Genomic DNA, 19,945 nt, shown 5'->3' with positions numbered 1-19,945 from the left:
TGCTGAGATGACGAGGTTTCGGTGTTCAGCGCGCTATTGATGATGAAGAATTGTGATGTGTCCCTATTAGGGCGATGGTGCGGCTTAGTGATCGATTTGTTATCTTCTAGAGTAAAATCAATCACTAATTAAAATTTAGGTGTTGTATGAAATCGATAAAAATATTTTTACTTTTGTCACTTGCAACTTTATTTGGTTGTACCTCGAAGCCGGATGGGGTGGAACCCGTGAATAATTTCGATTTAGAGCCATATCTAGGTAAGTGGTACGAAATTGCACGCCTAGACCATTCATTTGAGCGAGGCTTATCCAACGTTACCGCTGAGTATCAGGTTCGCGAGGATGGTGGGGTTAAGGTGATAAACCGTGGATATTCCGAAGAAGAGCGACAGTGGTCAGAAGCTGAAGGCAAAGCTTATTTTGTTGAAGATAAAACGGTTGGACACTTAAAGGTTTCCTTTTTTGGGCCAATATACTCTTCTTACATTGTTTTTGAGCTAGGTGAAAACTATGACTATGCGTTTGTTTCCGGTTACAACCACGACTATTTGTGGCTACTGTCTAGAACGCCTAACGTTGATGAGAAAGTAGTGGAGCGCTTTAAGTACGTAGCTAAAGAGAAAGGTTTCGCTATAGACGAGCTCATTTTTGTTGAACAAGAGAAACAAAGACAGCTTTAAGTTCATCAGCGTGGCTGAAAAAGCGGACAGAGGGGAAGCTTCCTAATTAAGAGCTCAGTTTGTCATTTCGCTTAACAGTAATTTGTTACCGCGTAACTCAATGTGGTCAAAATGGATATAGCCCCATCATTTGTGATTACTCGTGATGGGGCTTATATAAATTTGAGTGAGCGTCGAAAGGTTGATCTATCAACAAACGGTTATGGTTTACTTAATCAAACGAACGATCAGGGAACCTGGTGCTCGAATAGATTCAACATTGTGGCTAAGTACTGTGCCGCTTGTTGGGGCGGTGTAGCGTTTAATCTCAGCGCCAAAGCTGTCGTATTGAATCGCAAGAAGTTGGCCTTGCTCGACAAAATTCATCAAACTGACATGAGGCAGTACAAAGCCGCCGTGTGTCGCTTTCACACTGATGATTTCGTTTCCTTCCAAGCATGACGTAATAGGGTCCATATCACCTTCAACAATGTTATGCTTTTTCAGCACATTAAAAATGCCTGTTACAGTTCGACTGATAAGTTCTTGCTCGGTATATCGCCCCATACCTACTTCAACAGTAATACTTGGGACACCATGGTTATTCCAGACCGTTTCAAGGACGCCAGCATCTCCAGGATCATTTAAAATCGCATCAGGATTAATGAGGCGAGCCATTTCTAATGATTGCTCGATTCGGAAATCTGCAAACACGTAAAGTGGATAGGCCGCACCACTGGTTTGAGTGTGAAGGTCAATGGCTAAATCAGCATTTGGCTTGAGCAAATCATTCCACAATGCATATAAGTAACGTTGGGCCTCATTGCCGTTTTGGTCACCAGGAAAAAAGCGGTTTAAGTTTGCAGGAGACGCATCAGGGTCTGCGGAATAGAAATCGCGGCTGTGGTTTAGCATACCAGGCATGTTAATGGTTGGAACAATAGTGACAGTACCAGCGACTTCAGTGCCGATGAGCTCTCGAGCAGTTTTCTGCGCTGCTAACACACCATTGTACTCATCACCATGAACCCCTGCGGTAATCATGATCTTCTTGCCAGGTTTTTCACCTTTGAACACTAGCACAGGTAGGTGTTGCCACTGAGAGAGAGCATTCGTTGCGATGCGAAACCAAAACTTATGCTCGCCCGAATTTAGGTCTGCTACATTGAGAGACTGAATCACTTGATGACCTTGAATCACGTCATCGAGAAATTGTGTTGCCATTAAAGTTACCACTCCAAAACCATAAGCTAATCTAAAACCTTAGCGTCGTCATACCATGAATATTAATAAGGCGAGAACATGTCTCGCCTTAATTACCAATTGGTTTCGTTTTACGCAAAACCCATAATATGAGCTGCGATAACGACGATACTTGATAGGGTAAAGAGTAATAGAATAAATCGCCAGCAGAATTTTGCCCAGTCACCCCAGTCGATACGGCAGACACCAAGCGTTGCCATGAGAGATGCCGAAGTAGGGACGATAACGTTAGTAAAGCCATCGCCAAGTTGGAATGACAAAACTGCCACTTGGCGCGTAACTCCTGCAATGTCTGCCAGAGGGGCCAGTAGAGGCATCGTCAGTGCCGCTTGTCCAGAGCCCGAAGTGACGAAGAAGTTGAAGATAGATTGGAATACATACATTAACCATGCCGCAGCCACGTCAGGAAGCCCGCTAATCACGCCGCCAGCACTGTTTAGAATTGAGTTCAGTACACTCGCTTCATCAGTTGTACCACCACCAAGGATCAACAATACACCTTTTGCACAACCCACTAATAGGGCAGGTGCAAGCATAATAGCTGCACCTTCTTTAAATGCATCAGCTGCGCAGTTTAGCGTCATACCGTTTAGGCGGAAAATCGTACCGATGATCGCGACAACAAAGCCCATAGTGAAAAATTGAGACGCGATTTCTGGGATGTACCATGCGTTAGCGACTACGCCCCAAACAACCCACACCGTGGTCGCAATAACCGTAAGGATAACGAGTGTGTCACCTAGGTTCCAACGAGAATCTTGATTGCCAAGCTCTTGCTGACGGAAATACTGGTCTGTGCGATGGCTGTAAGAAAGTTTAGGATTTGACTTCACACGAGCGGCGTAGATCATTGTGAAAGCGATACCGATTAACGTAAAGCCAGCCCATAACCCCATGCGTACTGTCATGCCGGATAAAACAGGTACACCCGCAATGCCTTGCGCAATAGCTACGGAAAAAGGGTTCATCCAAGAAGTAGCGAAGCCAATTTGAGTCGCAACATAGGTAACCATTACCGTAGTGATACCATCATAACCAAGGCGAACCATAAGCGGCGCGATAATAATCGCAAACGCTACGGCTTCTTCACCCATACCAAATACCGCACCGCCTAGCGAGAACAGCAAAAATAGCACTGGAATGAATAGCGCTTCGTTACCTTTGGTCTTATCGATAAGGCGCAGGATACCGTTATCGATTGTGCCTGTGCGCATTACAACGCCGAAAGCACCGCCGATAACCAACATGAACATAATCACGCCGATTGCGCTGCCCCATTTAGAGCCAGAAACTAGCCCTTCGAAAGGGAAGTTCATCAGACCAATGCCACCACCAGAAGCAAACAGGCCAACCTTGTTGTAAACCAGTTCACCGTTTTCGTCGGTTGCATAAGAGAAAGAAGAAGGATCGATAACTGTGCGAGTTTTTTCTGCACCGTCGACCATGTAGGTCACCTGTTGGCTATCAAAATGACCAGCAGGAATTAAGTAGGTAAGAATCGCAGCAAGAATACCAACAATGAAGATCAAAATGAGGGTATCTGGCATCTGCCACGACTTAGGGGTAGCAACCGAGTCTGCTGGTTGCGCATGTGTGTGAGACATAACTTACTTCACGTCAAATTCAATAAAGCATGAAATATCGATAAAATAGAATAAAAAGTCAATATTAATGCTTATGTTGAACTATAAATTCATCAAATATTTGAAGTGAAGTTAATTTGATTGTTTTGTGGTCAAATGTTGGGTTAATGTTTCAATATGTGTTGAGTTTGGATGATTCACGAGCTTTCATAGTACATCTACAGGTGATCTAATCACTTGATTTCTGTCTGTTCTGCATAAAAAGCAGCGACATCACGAAGGTCTTCATCATTTAACATTTTTAACTGTGCTGCCATCATTTCTGCAAGTGGCCCTTTACGCTCACCGGCTTGATAAGATTTCATTGCATTGTAAAGGTACTGAGCATTTTGACCAGCAAGGCTTGGATAGGTGTTGTTCGTTGCGATGCCTGTAACACCGTGACAATAGACACAGCTAGGTGATTTGATTTTACCTTTATCAGCATCACCAAACGGCTCGGCATGGATAGCGGAAGAGAAAATAAAAGAGATTAGAAGTACAAATCTGAGCATGGAGGTTATCTATTCGCTAAAAATCATGCCGATACAATAAAGCTTCCCCTTAGGGGAAGCTCAATGATCAAAATCAAATTAAAGTAGAGATTTTATACTTGATAAGAAAGTGTCGATGTCTTTCGCTGAAATATCTTTATGAGTTACAAAACGAATTGGATTTCCAGGGGTTATCGTGATGTTTTGTTCCTTTAGTTTCGCAGCGATACTTACTATGTCCACTTGAGGATCAAGCTTCGCGAACACGATGTTCGTTTGAACAAATTCAGGGTTGACTGAAAAACCAGGCAGTTCTGCTAAACCTTCCGCTAAGGTTTTTGCGTTGATGTGATCTTGTTTTAGCTGTTCCACTTGTTCGGTAAGGGCAAGTTTGCCTGCTGCGGCAAGAATACCCGCTTGACGCATACCACCGCCGACCATCTTTCTTAAGCGACGTGCTTTTGCGATGTAGTCTTTGCTACCAAGTAGTAGCGAGCCAACAGGGGCAGCCAGACCTTTCGACAGACAGATCGTCATTGAATCAAAGTACTGACCGATCTCTTTTACCGGAACATCAAGTGCAACGGCTGCGTTAAAAACGCGAGCGCCATCTAGATGCATCTGCAAGTTATGTTTATTCACGAAGTCACGTGCTTCTGCTAAGTAAGACAGAGGTAGTACTTTACCATTAATTGTGTTTTCCAAGCTGAGAAGCTTAGTGCGAGCAAAGTGATAATCATCTGGTTTAATCGCAGCAGCCAGTTTATCAAATGGTAGCGTGCCATCTGGGTTATTTTCGACTGGTTGAGGTTGAATTGATCCCAAAACCGCCGCGCCACCAGCTTCGTATTTGTAGTTATGTGCTTGTTGCCCACATAGATATTCATCTCCCCGCTCGCAATGCGCCATTAAACCGAGCAGATTGGCTTGAGTGCCTGAAGTGGTAAACAAAGCTGCTTCGAAACCAGCAAGCTGCGCAGCAAATTTTTCAAGCTCATTGACCGTAGGGTCATCACCATAAACATCATCCCCAACGGGGGCCTTAAACATGGCTTCTCGCATGGCTTGGGTGGGCTGTGTAACGGTATCTGATCGAAAATCCATGAATGTCTCCTTGGTCAAAGTCCTAAATATATCCGCAAAGGCGCGCTTTGCTTAAGCAAGCGATCGTTTTGGCATCGGTGATCGTGCCATCGACTATCTTTTCTTCGAGTTGCTTGATTGACAAGGTGACGACCTCAATCACTTCGTCTTCATCGCACTCGTAACGGTTTGTTTTGTTGAGCTTTTCGGCAACAAATAGATACTGTATCTCATCACAAAATCCGGCAAGAGGGGTGACTTGGCCGAGAGACGTGAATTTCTCTGCGCTAAACCCAGTTTCTTCCTCTAACTCTCTTTTGGCGCAGCAGAGTGGCTCTTCGTTGCCTTCTCTGGTACCAGCAGGAAGTTCCAATAGCCATTTATTAAGTGAAGGCCGAAATTGGTGGACAAGGACAATGTGACCCTCCGCTGTAATAGGGAGAATCACCGCAGCACCCGGATGATGGATTGTGGTGTGCGTAATTGCCTGTCCTGTAGGAAGCACAACGTCTTCTTCAATCAGAGAAATTTGCTTCCATTTATGAATTATCTTGCTCATGCAGTTATAAACCCTAGCTGTTACCGCATTTTTGACGTTTTTCGACATTAACCACAAATGGTGGGAAACAAAAGCAAAAAATACTGCAACACGACGAAAGCGTTTGCACTTTAAGTGAGCAATGTCTCATAAATGGAAACTTTGATTGCTTCGTCAAGAAGGGGAAAAGCATCTGCTATAAGGGGAATTCGACAAAATACATTTGTAACAAAGTTATAACAAGTGTATAAAAATGTTAACGCAATACCACTTCAGCAGCCGGAGAACGTATGACACAAACCTTATTTACCTCAAATGCCGAAAAAGCGCTTCTCTCAGAACGCATCAATAAATTGGCGAAAGCGTTAACGGATGGCGTTTATGAGCGTGAACATACGATCAAGCTCTGCCTTCTTGCTGCACTTGCTGGTGAAAGTGTTTTTCTTTTAGGTCCCCCTGGTATTGCAAAAAGCTTAATTGCCAAACGACTCATCCAAGCGTTCGATAACAGCAGTTACTTCGAATACCTGATGACGCGCTTCTCAACCCCTGAAGAGGTGTTTGGGCCACTGAGTATCCAAGAGCTAAAAGACAACGGCCGTTATGTTCGCTTAACTAAAGGGTATTTGCCAACTGCACAAGTCGTATTTTTGGATGAAATCTGGAAGGCGGGCCCTGCAATTCTTAATACATTGCTGACAGTGGTTAATGAGAAAACATTCAAAAATGGCAGCGATATCGAGCGTGTGCCAATGCGCTTGTTGGTATCGGCTTCCAATGAATTACCCGATGAAGATAGTGGATTGGATGCGCTCTACGACCGCATGTTGGTGCGTGTGTTTGTGAATCGAATTCAGAATAAACAAAACTTTAAGTCGATGTTGACTGTGGGCACATCGCAAGAGGCACAAGTACCAGAAGGCCTAGCGATAACTGATGAAGAATATCATCAATGGCAACAACAGCTCGACAAATTGACGTTAACCGACAATGCATTCGAAAAGCTTTTCCAGCTTAAAACGATGTTAGAAAGCAAAGTTGAAGCTCAGTTTGGTGATGTGGCCAATACCGATATGTATGTCTCTGACCGCCGCTGGAAGAAAGCCGTGAAGTTGTTAAAAGCGAGCGCGTTTTTTAATGGTCGCGATGAAATAAATCCGCTTGACCTTTTACTGCTGCAAGATTGTTTATGGAACAGTCCTGAATCGCGAGATGTGGTACGTGAAGTGGTTCAAGAGTTCGCCTTAAAACATGCATTTGATCAACAAGACGCGGAGCAGGAAATCGAGTACTGCCGTGAGTCTTTGGTTGATGTCCAACATGAACTAGAAGATGCCTACCGCATGACGTTAACGTCTGAAGCGGCCACGGGTATTTTGCGTAAAGAAACCATGCGCTTTGATACCTCTAAAGCCAAGATGTACAAAGTTGGCGCAGCCGTTAACTTAGTTAAATTGGTTGTCTTGCAAAGCAACATGTCGGTTTCAGAATCAGAAAAAGGTGATAGCCGCTGGGTTTATGTACCCAAAGATGAGTTAGATCGAGTCATTAAAGAGGGAAGCGGTGATGTGTATGGTTACGTCAATCAAAACACCAACATGTGCCGTTTACGATTTGATGTTGACGCGGCGAATAACCTAGTTATCCGTGATATCGCGAACCGAGGCATTTTGGTTAGCCTAGTGACTCAAGAGGGCTTGGATGTAGAGCTTTACCAAAAGTGGTTAACGCAGAGCGAAAAAGCCGTAAATCAGCTTAGTGAGGCAGAACACCATATGCGCAAGGTGAAAGCGAACTTTCATGATGCGCTTCCGCATAGCTTTGTTGATCCTGAACTACCCCGCCTTATGGAGTCGAGTCTACAACAGGTCAGTCAGAGACTTGAATCAATCCAAGCAGAAAGTGAAAAAGTTATCCAACGCTTTAAAAACTTAAATCAGTTTTTCTCATAAGGAGACGACATGCTAGGTGCAGACGGACTTAACCTCGCGCTGATGGTGGCCGACTCCGGCATCATCGATAGCGCAGTTAATGATTTGATGGCTCGTTCACAAGTCATGATGATGGCAGAAAACCGAGGTGTTAAATCTTCGGTCAAAGGTCACTTGTTAAAGTGGCGAGGCAGCGTCAAAAAACGGATCACCAAGGTATGTGAGACAGAGCGTTTCCAACAAGAGCTGTCTTTATATCAAGAGGTTATTCATTGGGATGAAGAGGCGTTTTTTGAAAACATCGAAGATGTGATTAAAAAGCTGGAATGGCACTCTGCGTTTTACATGCAAGCTCGCCGAATGATGGAAAAGAACAAAGGGATGAATAACCCTATGTTCCCTCATTACTTTTGTGATCAATGGTACAAAAGCCTCACCGATGCTATAAAACAAGCGCAAGTAAGCGAGCTTGAAGCCAATAAAGAAAAGGTGCTGAATGACCTGTATCAACGTATGGAAACCATGCGTAATATGGATAAAGTCACGGAGTCGGGTGACGCTGAAAGTGTAGGGCGCCTGTGGGATATGGCATCTGCCAAGTTGAGTAAAACAGACTTAACGGTGATGAAACGCCATGCTGAGTTTCTGAAGAAGCACCAAGGCTTGCAAGAAATTGCGGAGCAACTCGGTCGTATGGCGGGGCAAGTAAATGATCCTGAACTAAATCGTGCGCCCACTGAAGAACTTCAATTGGTCGAAGAGAAAAGTGATGAGGCGACGGATGATATTGTCGGTATTCACGAAAGCGATGATCTAAATAAGCTACTTCCCAACGAAACGATGTTTTTGGCGTATCCTGAACTTGAAGTTGTGTTCTATAAACACTTAGTTGATAAACGGCTCATGAACTATCGTACACAAGGCAAATCGCGCACGTTACGTAAAGTTAAAGCTCACCGACCTGACCATAAAGCGGTAGATATCGAAAAAGGCCCCTTCATTGTTTGTGTGGACGCGTCCGGTTCCATGAGTGGCTTTCCTGAGCAATGCGCCAAAGCCATGGCTTATGCTCTGATGCAAATCGCACTAGCGGAGCAACGTGATTGCTATGTCATTATTTTTTCTACGGAACACATTACCTACGAACTAACCAAACAAGATGGTCTGCGCGAGGCGGCGGACTTTCTAACTTATAGCTTCCATGGTGGTACAGACTTAGAGCCAACTTTGATTAAATCTATCGACTTGATGAGCGGTGATAAATATAAAAACGCAGACATGGTAGTCATTTCCGACTTTATCGCGCCAAAACAACAAGACGAGTTACTGGCCAAAGTGGATGCGCTCAAAGCGAAGAAAAACCGTTTTCACGCGATTAGCTTATCGAAATACGGAAATCCTGCATTAATGTCGATGTTTGATCACACTTGGTCTTATCACCCTAATGTTGTGGGAAGATTGCTAAAAAGGGTCAGCAACTATTAAACGCCTTAATGTTTCATGGGACAAAACGAACTGAAAGCGAGATTTATATTGCTTCGTTTTAAGCCAATAAGATCGAACTTTGGTCGAATTGACTTAAAAGAAATCAAACGAACAGAAAATGAAATGTTTTTGTTTGACTATCTTCTCTCAATCCGTAAAGTAGCCACCAACGCAACGGGGTAGAGCCCTGAAGCGTAATAAAAAGGCGCCTTGGCAGAGTGGCTATGCAGCGGATTGCAAATCCGTGGACCTCGGTTCGACTCCGGGAGGCGCCTCCATTATTCTTTTGAGAGCGAATGGCTTTCGAGAATAAATGCGACACTAGCTCAGTTGGTAGAGCGCAACCTTGCCAAGGTTGAGGTCACGAGTTCGAACCTCGTGTGTCGCTCCAAATTATTCAGATATGGCCATGGCGGTATCTCGATGCCAAGTGCATCAACTTAAAACCAGCGAAAGCTGGTTTTTTTGTATCTGAAGACTGATAAATTCACACCATCTCTTTTTCATTACCTGTGAGCTTAGCAACCCCATCTCTGTCACGAGTTTCTGATATTAAGTGTGACCCGATGTTTCGCACCTCAGCCAATTTCAGTTTACAATACGGGCTTCCAAAGGATTTGACGAAGACGCATGAGAAATACCGACGATTACATCATTTTTTATCACTTGATCGAGCAAGGTTCATTCAGTGCTGCCGCGAGACATATGTCACTGACCAAATCGGTCGTCAGTAAACGGATTGCCAAGCTTGAACAAGAGCTTGGTGTACAGCTTCTCTACCGAACAACGCGAACGCTAACGTTGACTGAAGCAGGACGAGCGTTTTTTACTCATGCAAAAGCGGTTTATCAAGCGGTGGCAACGGCGGAAGAATCCATTGTGGGTTTAGGTAAAAACTTATCTGGAAACATTAAAATTTCGGTGCCTACTATCTCTGGTGAATTAATTCTTCCTCAAGTGATTAATGAATTTAATCAGAAATACCCAGACATCAATATCGATATGGATCTAGATAATCGTTTCGTCGATATCGTGAATGAACGTTTTGATTTGGCAATTAGAACGGGTGTGTTGCCAGATTCTAGTCTGATTGCAAGAAAGCTGGTGGATGCAAATTGGATCATTTGCGCGTCACCCCAATACCTAGCTAAACATGGCATACCTAAACAACCTCAAGCCTTGGCTAAACACAATTGTTTAGTCTATTCCTACCAAGAAACCGGAGCGCATGAGTGGGCGTTTAAAGATGGAGACGAGGTATATCAAATCACCGTCGACGGTAACCTCTGTACTAACAATTCTTCTGTATTGAGAAATGTGGCGCTGTTAGGGCAGGGAATCATCTATGTGCCGCGTGTATTGGTTTATGAAGACTTAAAGCAAGGCAGTCTGATTCAGTTATTTAAAGACGAAACAGCCAAATGTTTGGGTATTTATGCGGTGTACCCTTACACTCGTCAGCAACCAGAAAAAATTAAGATCTTTATCGATCATCTATACACAAGCTTTCAAAGTCAAAACCATCGATTTTAAGCCAATAACTCAACACCGATCGTTATGTTGGTGTTGAGCTTATGTTTCCATCTTCATTTCTAAGAGTCCTCTTAAATTTAGGAGCTTACGCTTCTCCTCGTTTTCTTCACTAATATTGATAACAAGATACCCCGCACAACTGTTAACAAATGGTTTTGCTATTGTTTCTTTTAAGAAACGGTCTGTTTCTTACGTTAAATTTCTCAAATGTGAAAGATAAGTAACAGAAAAATAAAGAATTATTTTGTTTGTTGTTTATTGATTACGTATTGTTCGTCCGCCTGACATAGACGCAGAGAAATGGACTGCTTATAGTGGCTCAAACGCCATGCCTGCCGCTAAGCGGTGTTGTGAGCGAAGTACAATAACTAGAGATACGGATATGAAACAAAAGCAGCTGATTGAAGAATTTAAAACCATCGTGGGGGAAGAAAATGTTCTAACCGACGAGGTTAAAACGAAATATTACCGCTCGGGGTTTCGTTCGGGTAGTGGTAATGCGCTTGCTATCGTGTTTCCTAACACTCTTCTAGAACAATGGAAGATTATTAAACAGTGTGTTGAAGCAAACTGCATCATTATCATGCAGGCGGCTAAAACAGGTTTAACAGAGGGCTCAGCTCCGAGTGGTAATGATTATGATCGCGATGTGGTTGTGATCAATATTACCAAAATCAAGAAGATTCACTTATTAGATGGTGGTAAGCAGGCGGTTTGCTTGCCTGGTGCGAGCTTACACTCTTTGGAAAAAGAGCTGAAGGCAGTGAATCGAGCACCGCATTCTATCATCGGTTCTTCATCGCTAGGTGCCACTGTGGTCGGTGGTATCGCTAATAACTCAGGCGGTGCGCTAGTTAAGCGTGGTCCTGCTTATACGGAACTGGCGATCTACGCGCAGGTCGATAAGCAAGGCCAGTTACATTTGGTGAACCACCTTGGTATTGAAGGATTAGGTGAAACGCCAGAAGAAATTCTAACAAATCTGCAAGAAGGGAACTTTGACCCAGCGAAGATAATTCATGATGAGCGAATGGCATCAGACAAGGAATACGATGAACGTGTTCGAGACGTGACTTCTGACATTCCTTCTCGCTTTAATGCCGATGAACGCCGATTATTTGAAGCCAGTGGCTGCGCTGGCAAGTTGGGTGTTTTTGCCGTTCGGGTTGACAGCTACCCAGTACCCGAAAAAGAGCAGGTTTTTTACCTTGGCACCAATGACCCTGCGAAACTAACGAAGTTGCGAAAAGACTTCTTATCTACGTTTGATAACTTGCCTGAGATGGGAGAATACTTGCATCGAGATATCTTCAACATGGCAGAGAAGTACGGCAAGGATGTGTTCTTATCAATCGACTTGTTAGGCACAGATAAGCTGCCAAAAATGTTTGCACTCAAAGCTAAGGTAGAAAACTTCTTAGAGCGCATCCCGTTTGTCAGTAAATATCTGCCAGACACCATTTTGTACTACGCGAGCAAGTTGTTCCCACAACACTTACCAGAGCGAATGCTGGATTTCCGTGACAAGTATGAGCATCACCTGGTATTGAAAATGAGTGATGGTGGTATTGCTGAAGCACAAAAATACCTCAAAGAAGTTTGGGCTGTTGAAGACGACTGTGATTTCTTCGAGTGTACGCCGGAAGAGGGTAAAAAAGCTTATTTACATCGCTTTGCAGCAGCAGGTGCAGCAATTCGTTACGAGACGATTCACCGAAAAGACGTAGAAGACATCGTTGCACTTGATATTGCATTGCGACGCAATGATGAAGAGTGGCTAGAAACTTTGCCTGAAGAGGTGAGTAAGCACCTTGTTCAAGCGCTCTATTATGGTCACTTTATGTGTTACGTCTTCCATCAAGATTACATTTTCAAAAAAGGGACTGACACGAAGTTGATGAAAAAGCTGATGCTAGAGCACCTCAATAGCCGTGGTGCCAAATACCCAGCAGAACATAATGTGGGTCACTTGTATGAAGCCGAAAACTCGTTGCAGAAGTTTTACCACGAATTAGACCCAACCAATACCTTTAACCCTGGTATTGGTAAAATGGACAAATATAAGCGCAATTGTAACTGCTGTGCGTAATGTGCTGTCTCACTATGATTAATAATCGTTGTTCATCGTTCAAATGATGAGCATAAGATAAGCCCTGATGACACTTGTGACATCAGGGCTTTGTGTTTTGGGTCTTTTATTGATGACTGGTATCGGCGTTGAAACAGCGACTAAAGAGCACGTACCGCGGCGGCGGCGATGATGCCTGCTGCAATTGCTGGTAGAGGCTTTTTCACGATGAACATGACAACAGCAGTAGAAAACAGTGCTGCTCTAGCACCATTATCACCCTCTACTGCTAGCGGAGCTAAAAGGGCAACCAGTACGGAGCCTGACATCGCAGTAATGAAACGTTGAACCCGTTCGCTAATTGGAATGAATGACATAACATACACTCCGCCCCAGCGGGTTATGAGCGTGACTAACGCCATAGCGATGATGATAAGCAGTGTGCCACCTATGGTTGTTTCGATGTTCATGCTTTCTTCTCCTTCCAACAAGCACCCAATACTCCGCCAGTAATGGCGCCAACCACTACGTGGCTATTCTCTGGCAAATACCAATACGCCAACATAGAAGAGGCTGCTGCTATGGCCCAAATCGCAAAGATTCTTAAGTCTTTCGGCCCGGCCACCACCATAGACAGCAGGAAGCATCCCATAACCATATCGAGCCCGAGGCCCACCGGATCTTTGATTGCGCTACCAAAATAAATGCCGATCCAGGTGCCCACAATCCAAAAAGACCACATCGCTAAGCCGCCACCAACAAGCAAGCCAAAGCCTGGTTCTTTTCTACCAAATGCATTGAGTGCCATTGCCCAGTTAGCGTCTGATGCTACCAGCATTACACCGTAACGTTTTGTTGGTGGGAGTTGTCGTAACCATGGATAAAGTGTGGCTCCCATCAAGAGGTGACGAGCATTAATCGCAAATACAGTAATAAGTACTGGAATGAAAGGGACTTCCGCTCCCCACATTTCTAACGTGGCAAATTGTGAAGCACCGGCGAAGACCAGTGTGCTCATCAACATAGTGGGAAATACATCTAGTCCAGTCTGTACCGCAGCAACACCGAAAGCGAGGCCAAATATGACCACGAACATAGAGAGGGGTAAAAGTTGGGTGAAGCCGTTCCAGACGTCAAGCCGATTAAATTCGTGCAACTCAGTGGAGGAGCGTTGAAGATGTTGAGTATTTTCTGTCATAGAGATACCTAGCTAGCAGGCAAAGGGGCAGTGCCATACGAGTGTGTTTGTTATTCTTTTGTAAACTTCATGTTTAACATCAATTGGAGGGGCTTTCAAACTCTAAGTGCTATATAAAATTGAGCCATCCAAGCGGCTTTAAGAAACAGAGTGTTGAGAGTCGCGCTTGGTAGTGCTAAAGGAGAATAAAACAACAGAAATAGTAAGCTCTGTTTAATTGATAACATCACGAGCTAGTACAGATTAGTAAATAAGAAAGAAAGCGAGCACGAGGCTCGCTTTTTCGCTCTGTTACGAATAACTGAATAGGTTTATTTTACGTAGACACGAGGGTTCGCGCTTCCCCAAACCGTGTATAGTTCAGGGAAGATGACTTCTGCGTGTTTTTCCATCTCAGCAGCTGAAATCGTTTTGCCTTGTTGGGAGCCAAACAAAACAACTTCAGAACCAGGCTCAACATCTTTGATACCTGTAACATCTACCATTGTGGTGTTCATTGAAGCAACGCCCGCAACTTTTGCACGTTGGCCATTGATCAGAACTTCTGCCGTATTCCCCATTTTTCGTGGATAACCATCAGAGTAACCAACAGGAATGTTCGCCATTAAGCTTTCTTTGCTTGTTGTGTAGCTGCTGTCGTAACCGACTGTGCTATTTTTTGGCAGGTGGTGAACGGATGCCACGCGTGTTTTGAAAGACACGATAGAAGGGTACTCAGGGTTAGTTGGTAAGTCTCCGTATAAAACGCCACCAGGACGAACCATATCAAGCTGCGCCTCAGGAACATTAAGCGCGGTGTAAGAGTTTGCTACGTGCAGTAAAATGTTGTCGCGTTTTAGATTCGCTTCTTTAATCAGCCATGCAGAACTGTCTTTGAATGAAGCTAACTTTTGGCGCACGTCGTCTGCATTGTAGTTAGGGAAATGAGTCATGATACCAACAATATTAACGCCAGCTTGTTGAGCGATTTCTAGCGCTTCTTTCTTGCCCGCTTCTGTCGTCATATCAACACCATTACGTCCCATACCACCGTCGTTCAGAGCAAGGTGAACTTTGATTTCTTTACCAGCTTTCTCGGCTAGTTTAGACAGTGCTTTAGCTTGCTCTGCTGTGCCTATCAACTCTTCGACATTTAGGTCGATTACGGCTTCAATCTCGCCAATATCCGCTGAGCGTACACGCATAAGTTGGCCTTTAAAGCCACTGTCGCGAACAGTTTGTGCTTCGGCGTTACTTGCAACGGCAACGCAAGGAATTTGTTGCTCGATAATAGTCGGCATCAGGCCTGCGATACCATTGCCGTATGCGTCGGCTTTCATCACGGCGCAGATTTTCGTTTTGCCATCCATGTGCGATTTAAACTGCTCAATATTATCGCGGAACTGACCTAAGTTTATTTCTAGCCAAGCGTTAGCACCTTGAACTTGCTCTGCTTTTGCTGCTGTATTGCTAATTTGAAGAGGAGCGGCAGTGGCTTGCATTACAGGAACCGCGACTGCAGCAGCGATAGTCAGTGATAGTAAGGTTTTATTTAAGCGCATAAAGTCTCCGTACGCGTTTTTTGTATTGGTTATGTTATTGAGTACTTGGGGAAAGTACCTGACGAAGTAAAACGCTCCAAGTGGTGCTTTGGAGCGTTTATTAAGATAGTGATTTAATATATACCTAAATATACCTCAGTGATGACATTCAATTTAAGCAAATCGGGATTGATTTGATATCTACTAAGGTATCCACTGAGTTTAACTCAGTTTAAAGCGGCTCATTACATCTTTAAGAGAAATGGATAGCTGGCTTAGTTCGCGGCACGCCTGTGCGGTTTGCTCCGAACCTTGCGAGACCTCTTGAGATGCCAAATGTATGTTTTCAATGCTGCGGTTAAGCTCTTCCGCAACAGAGTCTTGCTGGTTACAAGCCGTGGCGATTTGGGTACCCATGTCTGAGATGTCCGAAATCGAATGCTCAATGTCGCTCATCAGCTGTTTTGATTGAATGCCTTGTTCTGCACATTCTGAGATACTGGTTCTAGAAAGTTCAGTAGCTGATTTTGCGTCTTTTGCAAGTGATTGTAGCTGCTCAATGATCGAAGTGATTTCACTCGTTGAATCTTGCGTACGGCCGGCAAGAGTTCGAACTTCGTCTGCAACGACGGCAAAGCCACGACCAGACTCACCAGCACGCGCCGCTTCAATGGCTGCATTAAGTGCAAGTAGGTTGGTTTGATCGGCAATGTCGCGGATAACATCCACGATCACGTTAATTTTATTCGATTGCTGTTCAAGCTCTGCTACGGTATCGCCTGCAGCGCCAATTACGTTTGAAACTTCTTGAATCGCGTCAACCATACCTTGGGTTTCACGAACACCGTGTTGTGTGCGTCGGTTTGCTTCGTTAGCTTGGTTCGCTGAGTCTTCAGTGTTACGAGCAACATCGGCTACGGCCGCTTTCATTTCTGTCATTGCTGTTGCGATGTGCGTAATTTGCAGCTGTTGATCTTTCATACCAGACGCAGAAATATCGGAGATTTGGTTCATCTCTTCGACAGCGCTGCTTAACTGAGTAACTGCAGCAATCACGTTATCGATAACTTGGCGTAAGTCATCTTGCATCTTAGTGGTCGCGTCTGCCAGTTCACCAAGCTCGTCATTGCCGATTGCTTTACGGTCAATGTCACTTGATAGATCACCTGTCGCGATGGCATTTGCTTGCTCAACAACAAGTTTAAGTGGGCCACAAATTAGGCGAGTCAGCACGTATGTCATGCCTACCATGATCAGTAGAATAATCACGTTACTTGCAATTGAAGAATTACTCAATCCATTTACAGAGGACAGGATGTGAGTTTTGTTGCTGTCCATAGCTTCTTTAAGGAGACGGATGAGTTCGCCTAACTCTGAGTCAACCGCTTCGAAAGCAGACAAAGAGTTCGCCAAAATAGGGTGGGCCTTGCTTTTGTCGTTAGCTAGCATCGCTTCATTGTACTGGTCCATAGTAACCAAGTACTTTTTCCATTGACGCATAAGACGCTGGTAAGTTTGCTGCTCTTCGCCAGGCCAGATAGTTTCACCGTAAGCGTTGAGCTCTCTAGTGATCTTTTCGCGTTCTCTAATATTGTTAGAAATTTTAGTTTTGACTTGGTCTGCGTCTTCATAAGTGTACGCAGCAAATTGAGCTCGGCGCCAGCGAGACAAATGATCTCGAATCGAATCGACCCTTTCCATTGCAGGAAGCGTATCATCGGTATAGTTTAAAAGCTCAGATTTGATGCTTTTGAGCTCTGTAGATAAAAACACGCCAAATGCAATGTTGACGATGGCAATGAGTAAAAACGATAGCGATATCTTTTTCGCTATAGAAAGATTCTTGATAGACATTAGTGATATACCTTGTTTTTCTTATGTTGTGTCGCCAAAGTAAACCACATCCTTATATGTGATATATGTCCATTAAATTACTGCAACTCGTGTAACGTACCATTATTTATTGATATTTTCGATAATGAATTGAGCTTTGTTTGAAAATAAAAAAAGTCAATGATTTTATAAAGGTACGACCACATTCGATATAAAGTTATCGGTAACAAAATATGATGTTCTGTACGCAGTCGTGCCAAGAGTAGGGAATCAAATTGTTACAGATGTTACAGCGGTGAAAAGATCAGCGTTCATAGCTGATAGTCGCGTGTTTACCTCGAAGCAGTTTCGGGCACTAGTATGCGTATGACTTTATAGCTAATGAAAGGGAACGGGTGCTTATTGGTCTAATTGAACGCCAAATATACTAGGCAGATCGCTTTTTAAGCACTTAAATCAAAAAGATAAAATTTATTGTTGACCAGATAAATTAATCCGTTAAAGTACGCCTCGTTCTCACGGCAAAGGTCGCTGAGACAGATGGTGTCTAACCCATCGCATGATTGCGTTGCCCTGGTGGTGGAATTGGTAGACACAAGGGATTTAAAATCCCTCGGCGTTCGCGCTGTGCCGGTTCAAGTCCGGCCCGGGGCACCATCAAAATCTTTGGTGACAGAGATAAAAAATCAGAAAGGCGCCTTGGCAGAGTGGCTATGCAGCGGATTGCAAATCCGTGGACCTCGGTTCGACTCCGGGAGGCGCCTCCACTATTTCGAAAGCCAGTCTTAAATGACTGGCTTTTTTCGTTTTTAGTCCACCTTTTCGTAACCCTTCGCGCTTTCCTAAAGTCTCCCATGTTTTGATCACCATTCAATATTTTTAACGCGCTAATCATTGATTTTATAAATGTTAGACAACTCAATAATTGTATAGTGTGATTGGTGATAGTTTCTCTTCGATTGTAATCCGAACTTTTTGTATTACAGGCAGCAACCTAGCTAGCGTCATAGTTAGTATCGCTTGGTGCGTATATGCAGAAAGGAGGATTCTAGTCCTTAACGTGAGAGAAAAATAATGAAAACATTCAACCTTAAACCTACACTTTTACCCTTAACTTTGTTGCTCAGTTCGCCTGTAATGGCGGCACAAAATGGCACCATGATGCAGTATTTCCATTGGTATGTGCCAAATGACGGTGCACTCTGGACACAAGTTGAAAACAACGCTTCGGCACTATCTGACAACGGCTTTACTGCGTTATGGTTACCGCCCGCCTATAAAGGTGCTGGTGGTAGCAACGACGTCGGTTATGGCGTTTATGATATGTACGATTTGGGAGAGTTTGATCAAAAAGGTTCGGTGCGCACCAAGTATGGCACCAAAGATCAGTACCTAAGCGCCATCAATACTGCCCATAAAAACAATATCCAGATTTATGGCGATGTGGTGTTCAACCATCGCGGCGGTGCGGATGGTAAATCCTGGGTCGACACCAAGCGAGTCGATTGGAACAACCGAAATATTGAACTTGGTGATAAATGGATTGAAGCGTGGGTAGAGTTTGATTTCCCTGGGCGCAACGATAAGTACTCAAACTTTCATTGGACGTGGTACCACTTTGATGGCGTGGACTGGGACGATGCTGGCGAAGAAAAAGCTATCTTCAAATTCAAAGGTGAGGGTAAGGCATGGGATTGGGAAGTGAGCTCGGAAAAAGGCAACTACGATTACCTTATGTACGCTGATCTAGACATGGATCACCCTGAAGTGAAGCAAGAGCTGAAAGACTGGGGTGAGTGGTATATCAACATGACTGGTGTTGATGGGTTTAGAATGGACGCGGTGAAGCACATCAAATATCAATACCTGCAAGAATGGATTGATCACCTACGTTGGAAAACAGGGAAAGAACTATTCACGGTCGGAGAGTACTGGAACTACGATGTGAATCAGCTGCATAACTTTATCACCAAAACCTCTGGCAGCATGTCTTTGTTTGATGCACCGTTACATATGAACTTTTATAATGCGTCTAAATCGGGTGGTAGCTACGATATGCGTCAAATCATGGATGGTACGCTGATGAAGGACAATCCAGTCAAAGCGGTTACCTTAGTAGAAAACCATGACACTCAGCCTTTGCAGGCGTTGGAATCAACCGTTGATTGGTGGTTCAAGCCGCTCGCTTACGCGTTTATCTTATTGCGTGAAGAAGGTTATCCATCCGTGTTTTATGCAGATTACTACGGCGCGCAGTACAGTGATAAAGGGCATGACATCAATATGGTCAAAGTGCCTTACATTGAAGAGCTAGTAACACTGCGTAAAGATTATGCGTATGGCAAACAACATTCTTATCTCGACCACTGGGACGTAATTGGTTGGACTCGAGAAGGTGATGCAGAGCATCCACATTCAATGGCCGTGATCATGAGCGATGGACCAGGCGGCTCGAAGTGGATGTATACGGGTAAACCAAGTGCTCGCTACGTAGACAAGTTGGGTATCCGAACTGAAGAAGTTTGGACTGATGCGAATGGTTGGGCTGAGTTCCCAGTAAACGGCGGATCTGTCTCGGTTTGGGTTGGCGTTGAATAATCCATTCTTGTGATTTTGATACAGAGTAGGCAATTCTTAATAAAACTTTTCAATGAATCAATGTGTTATTTGATATTCATTCTACAAATGAGTAACTTATATTTGAGCATAATCTAGAGG

Annotated in this window: 15 protein-coding genes and 4 tRNA genes; 10 read left to right on the top strand and 9 right to left on the bottom strand. The window is 44.1% G+C overall.

What is annotated here, in order from left to right; all coding sequences use genetic code 11:
• The first annotated feature begins 146 nt into the window (after window positions 1–146).
• Window positions 147–680, top strand: a complete 534-nt coding sequence (locus R7Z49_RS04405) for a lipocalin family protein (protein WP_017820207.1) — start codon at window positions 147–149, stop codon at window positions 678–680.
• A gap of 207 nt (window positions 681–887) precedes the next feature.
• Here R7Z49_RS04405 and R7Z49_RS04400 read toward each other — a convergent pair whose 3' ends face one another.
• The 5 genes from R7Z49_RS04400 to R7Z49_RS04380 all read right to left on the bottom strand — a co-directional run bounded on the left by R7Z49_RS04400 (window position 888) and on the right by R7Z49_RS04380 (window position 5,680).
• Window positions 888–1,883, bottom strand: coding sequence for a succinylglutamate desuccinylase/aspartoacylase family protein (locus R7Z49_RS04400; RefSeq protein ID WP_258641607.1), 996 nt, complete (start codon window positions 1,881–1,883; stop codon window positions 888–890).
• A gap of 110 nt (window positions 1,884–1,993) precedes the next feature.
• A complete protein-coding gene (gene yfcC / locus R7Z49_RS04395; RefSeq protein WP_005387492.1) occupies window positions 1,994–3,526 on the bottom strand; it encodes a putative basic amino acid antiporter YfcC in 1,533 nt (510 codons plus the stop codon).
• A 212-nt stretch (window positions 3,527–3,738) separates the two neighbouring features.
• Window positions 3,739–4,059: a c-type cytochrome gene (locus R7Z49_RS04390; protein WP_017633643.1), complete on the bottom strand. Its 321-nt coding sequence runs from the start codon at window positions 4,057–4,059 to the stop codon at window positions 3,739–3,741.
• Between the two features lie 78 nt (window positions 4,060–4,137).
• Window positions 4,138–5,142 carry a low-specificity L-threonine aldolase gene (gene ltaE / locus R7Z49_RS04385; RefSeq protein WP_025767724.1) on the bottom strand — a complete coding sequence of 335 codons (1,005 nt, stop codon included), beginning with the start codon at window positions 5,140–5,142 and terminating at the stop codon, window positions 4,138–4,140.
• 22 nt (window positions 5,143–5,164) lie between these two features.
• A complete protein-coding gene (locus R7Z49_RS04380; RefSeq protein WP_005375979.1) occupies window positions 5,165–5,680 on the bottom strand; it encodes an NUDIX hydrolase in 516 nt (171 codons plus the stop codon).
• Window positions 5,681–5,949: 269 nt separating this feature from the next.
• Between R7Z49_RS04380 and R7Z49_RS04375 the strand changes: the two genes are divergently transcribed.
• From R7Z49_RS04375 to dld, 6 genes are all read left to right on the top strand, one after another.
• Window positions 5,950–7,611 (top strand): ATPase RavA domain-containing protein, encoded by a 1,662-nt coding sequence (locus tag R7Z49_RS04375; protein WP_005375980.1) that lies wholly within the window; start codon window positions 5,950–5,952, stop codon window positions 7,609–7,611.
• 9 nt (window positions 7,612–7,620) lie between these two features.
• Window positions 7,621–9,075 (top strand): ATPase RavA stimulator ViaA, encoded by a 1,455-nt coding sequence (viaA, locus tag R7Z49_RS04370; protein WP_005375981.1) that lies wholly within the window; start codon window positions 7,621–7,623, stop codon window positions 9,073–9,075.
• Between the two features lie 204 nt (window positions 9,076–9,279).
• A tRNA-Cys gene (locus tag R7Z49_RS04365) sits at window positions 9,280–9,353 on the top strand.
• 37 nt (window positions 9,354–9,390) lie between these two features.
• Window positions 9,391–9,466 (top strand) — tRNA-Gly (locus R7Z49_RS04360).
• 239 nt (window positions 9,467–9,705) lie between these two features.
• Window positions 9,706–10,608 (top strand): LysR family transcriptional regulator, encoded by a 903-nt coding sequence (locus R7Z49_RS04355; protein ID WP_017633645.1) that lies wholly within the window; start codon window positions 9,706–9,708, stop codon window positions 10,606–10,608.
• Window positions 10,609–10,990: 382 nt separating this feature from the next.
• Window positions 10,991–12,697: a D-lactate dehydrogenase gene (gene dld, locus R7Z49_RS04350; RefSeq protein WP_318111380.1), complete on the top strand. Its 1,707-nt coding sequence runs from the start codon at window positions 10,991–10,993 to the stop codon at window positions 12,695–12,697.
• Window positions 12,698–12,837: 140 nt separating this feature from the next.
• On the opposite strand, the gene R7Z49_RS04345 is transcribed toward dld, so the two are convergent.
• The 4 genes from R7Z49_RS04345 to R7Z49_RS04330 form a co-directional block, all read right to left on the bottom strand.
• Window positions 12,838–13,146, bottom strand: coding sequence for an AzlD family protein (locus R7Z49_RS04345; protein WP_005375985.1), 309 nt, complete (start codon window positions 13,144–13,146; stop codon window positions 12,838–12,840).
• Entirely contained in the window at window positions 13,143–13,874 is a 732-nt protein-coding gene (locus tag R7Z49_RS04340; protein WP_005375986.1) for an AzlC family ABC transporter permease, read from the bottom strand. The genes R7Z49_RS04345 and R7Z49_RS04340 overlap by 4 nt, the downstream gene beginning before the upstream one ends.
• 311 nt (window positions 13,875–14,185) lie before the next feature.
• On the bottom strand, window positions 14,186–15,415 hold the full coding sequence (gene alr / locus R7Z49_RS04335; RefSeq protein WP_005375987.1) for an alanine racemase: 1,230 nt from the start codon (window positions 15,413–15,415) through the stop codon (window positions 14,186–14,188).
• A gap of 201 nt (window positions 15,416–15,616) precedes the next feature.
• A complete protein-coding gene (locus R7Z49_RS04330) occupies window positions 15,617–17,248 on the bottom strand; it encodes a methyl-accepting chemotaxis protein (RefSeq protein WP_005375988.1) in 1,632 nt (543 codons plus the stop codon).
• Window positions 17,249–17,797: 549 nt separating this feature from the next.
• Here R7Z49_RS04330 and R7Z49_RS04325 point away from each other — a divergent pair.
• From R7Z49_RS04325 to amyS, 3 genes are all read left to right on the top strand, one after another.
• A tRNA-Leu gene (locus tag R7Z49_RS04325) sits at window positions 17,798–17,884 on the top strand.
• Between the two features lie 36 nt (window positions 17,885–17,920).
• A tRNA-Cys gene (locus R7Z49_RS04320) sits at window positions 17,921–17,994 on the top strand.
• Window positions 17,995–18,301: 307 nt separating this feature from the next.
• Window positions 18,302–19,825, top strand: coding sequence for an alpha-amylase (gene amyS, locus R7Z49_RS04315; RefSeq protein ID WP_262638439.1), 1,524 nt, complete (start codon window positions 18,302–18,304; stop codon window positions 19,823–19,825).
• Window positions 19,826–19,945 lie beyond the last annotated feature (120 nt).

Origin of the sequence: Vibrio sp. 1562 (genome assembly GCF_033340155.1) — a bacterium.
Taxonomy (GTDB): Bacteria; Pseudomonadota; Gammaproteobacteria; order Enterobacterales; family Vibrionaceae; genus Vibrio; species Vibrio alginolyticus.
The sequence above is the reverse complement of the archived record's forward strand: the minus strand, read 5'-3'. Positions and strand labels throughout refer to the sequence as shown.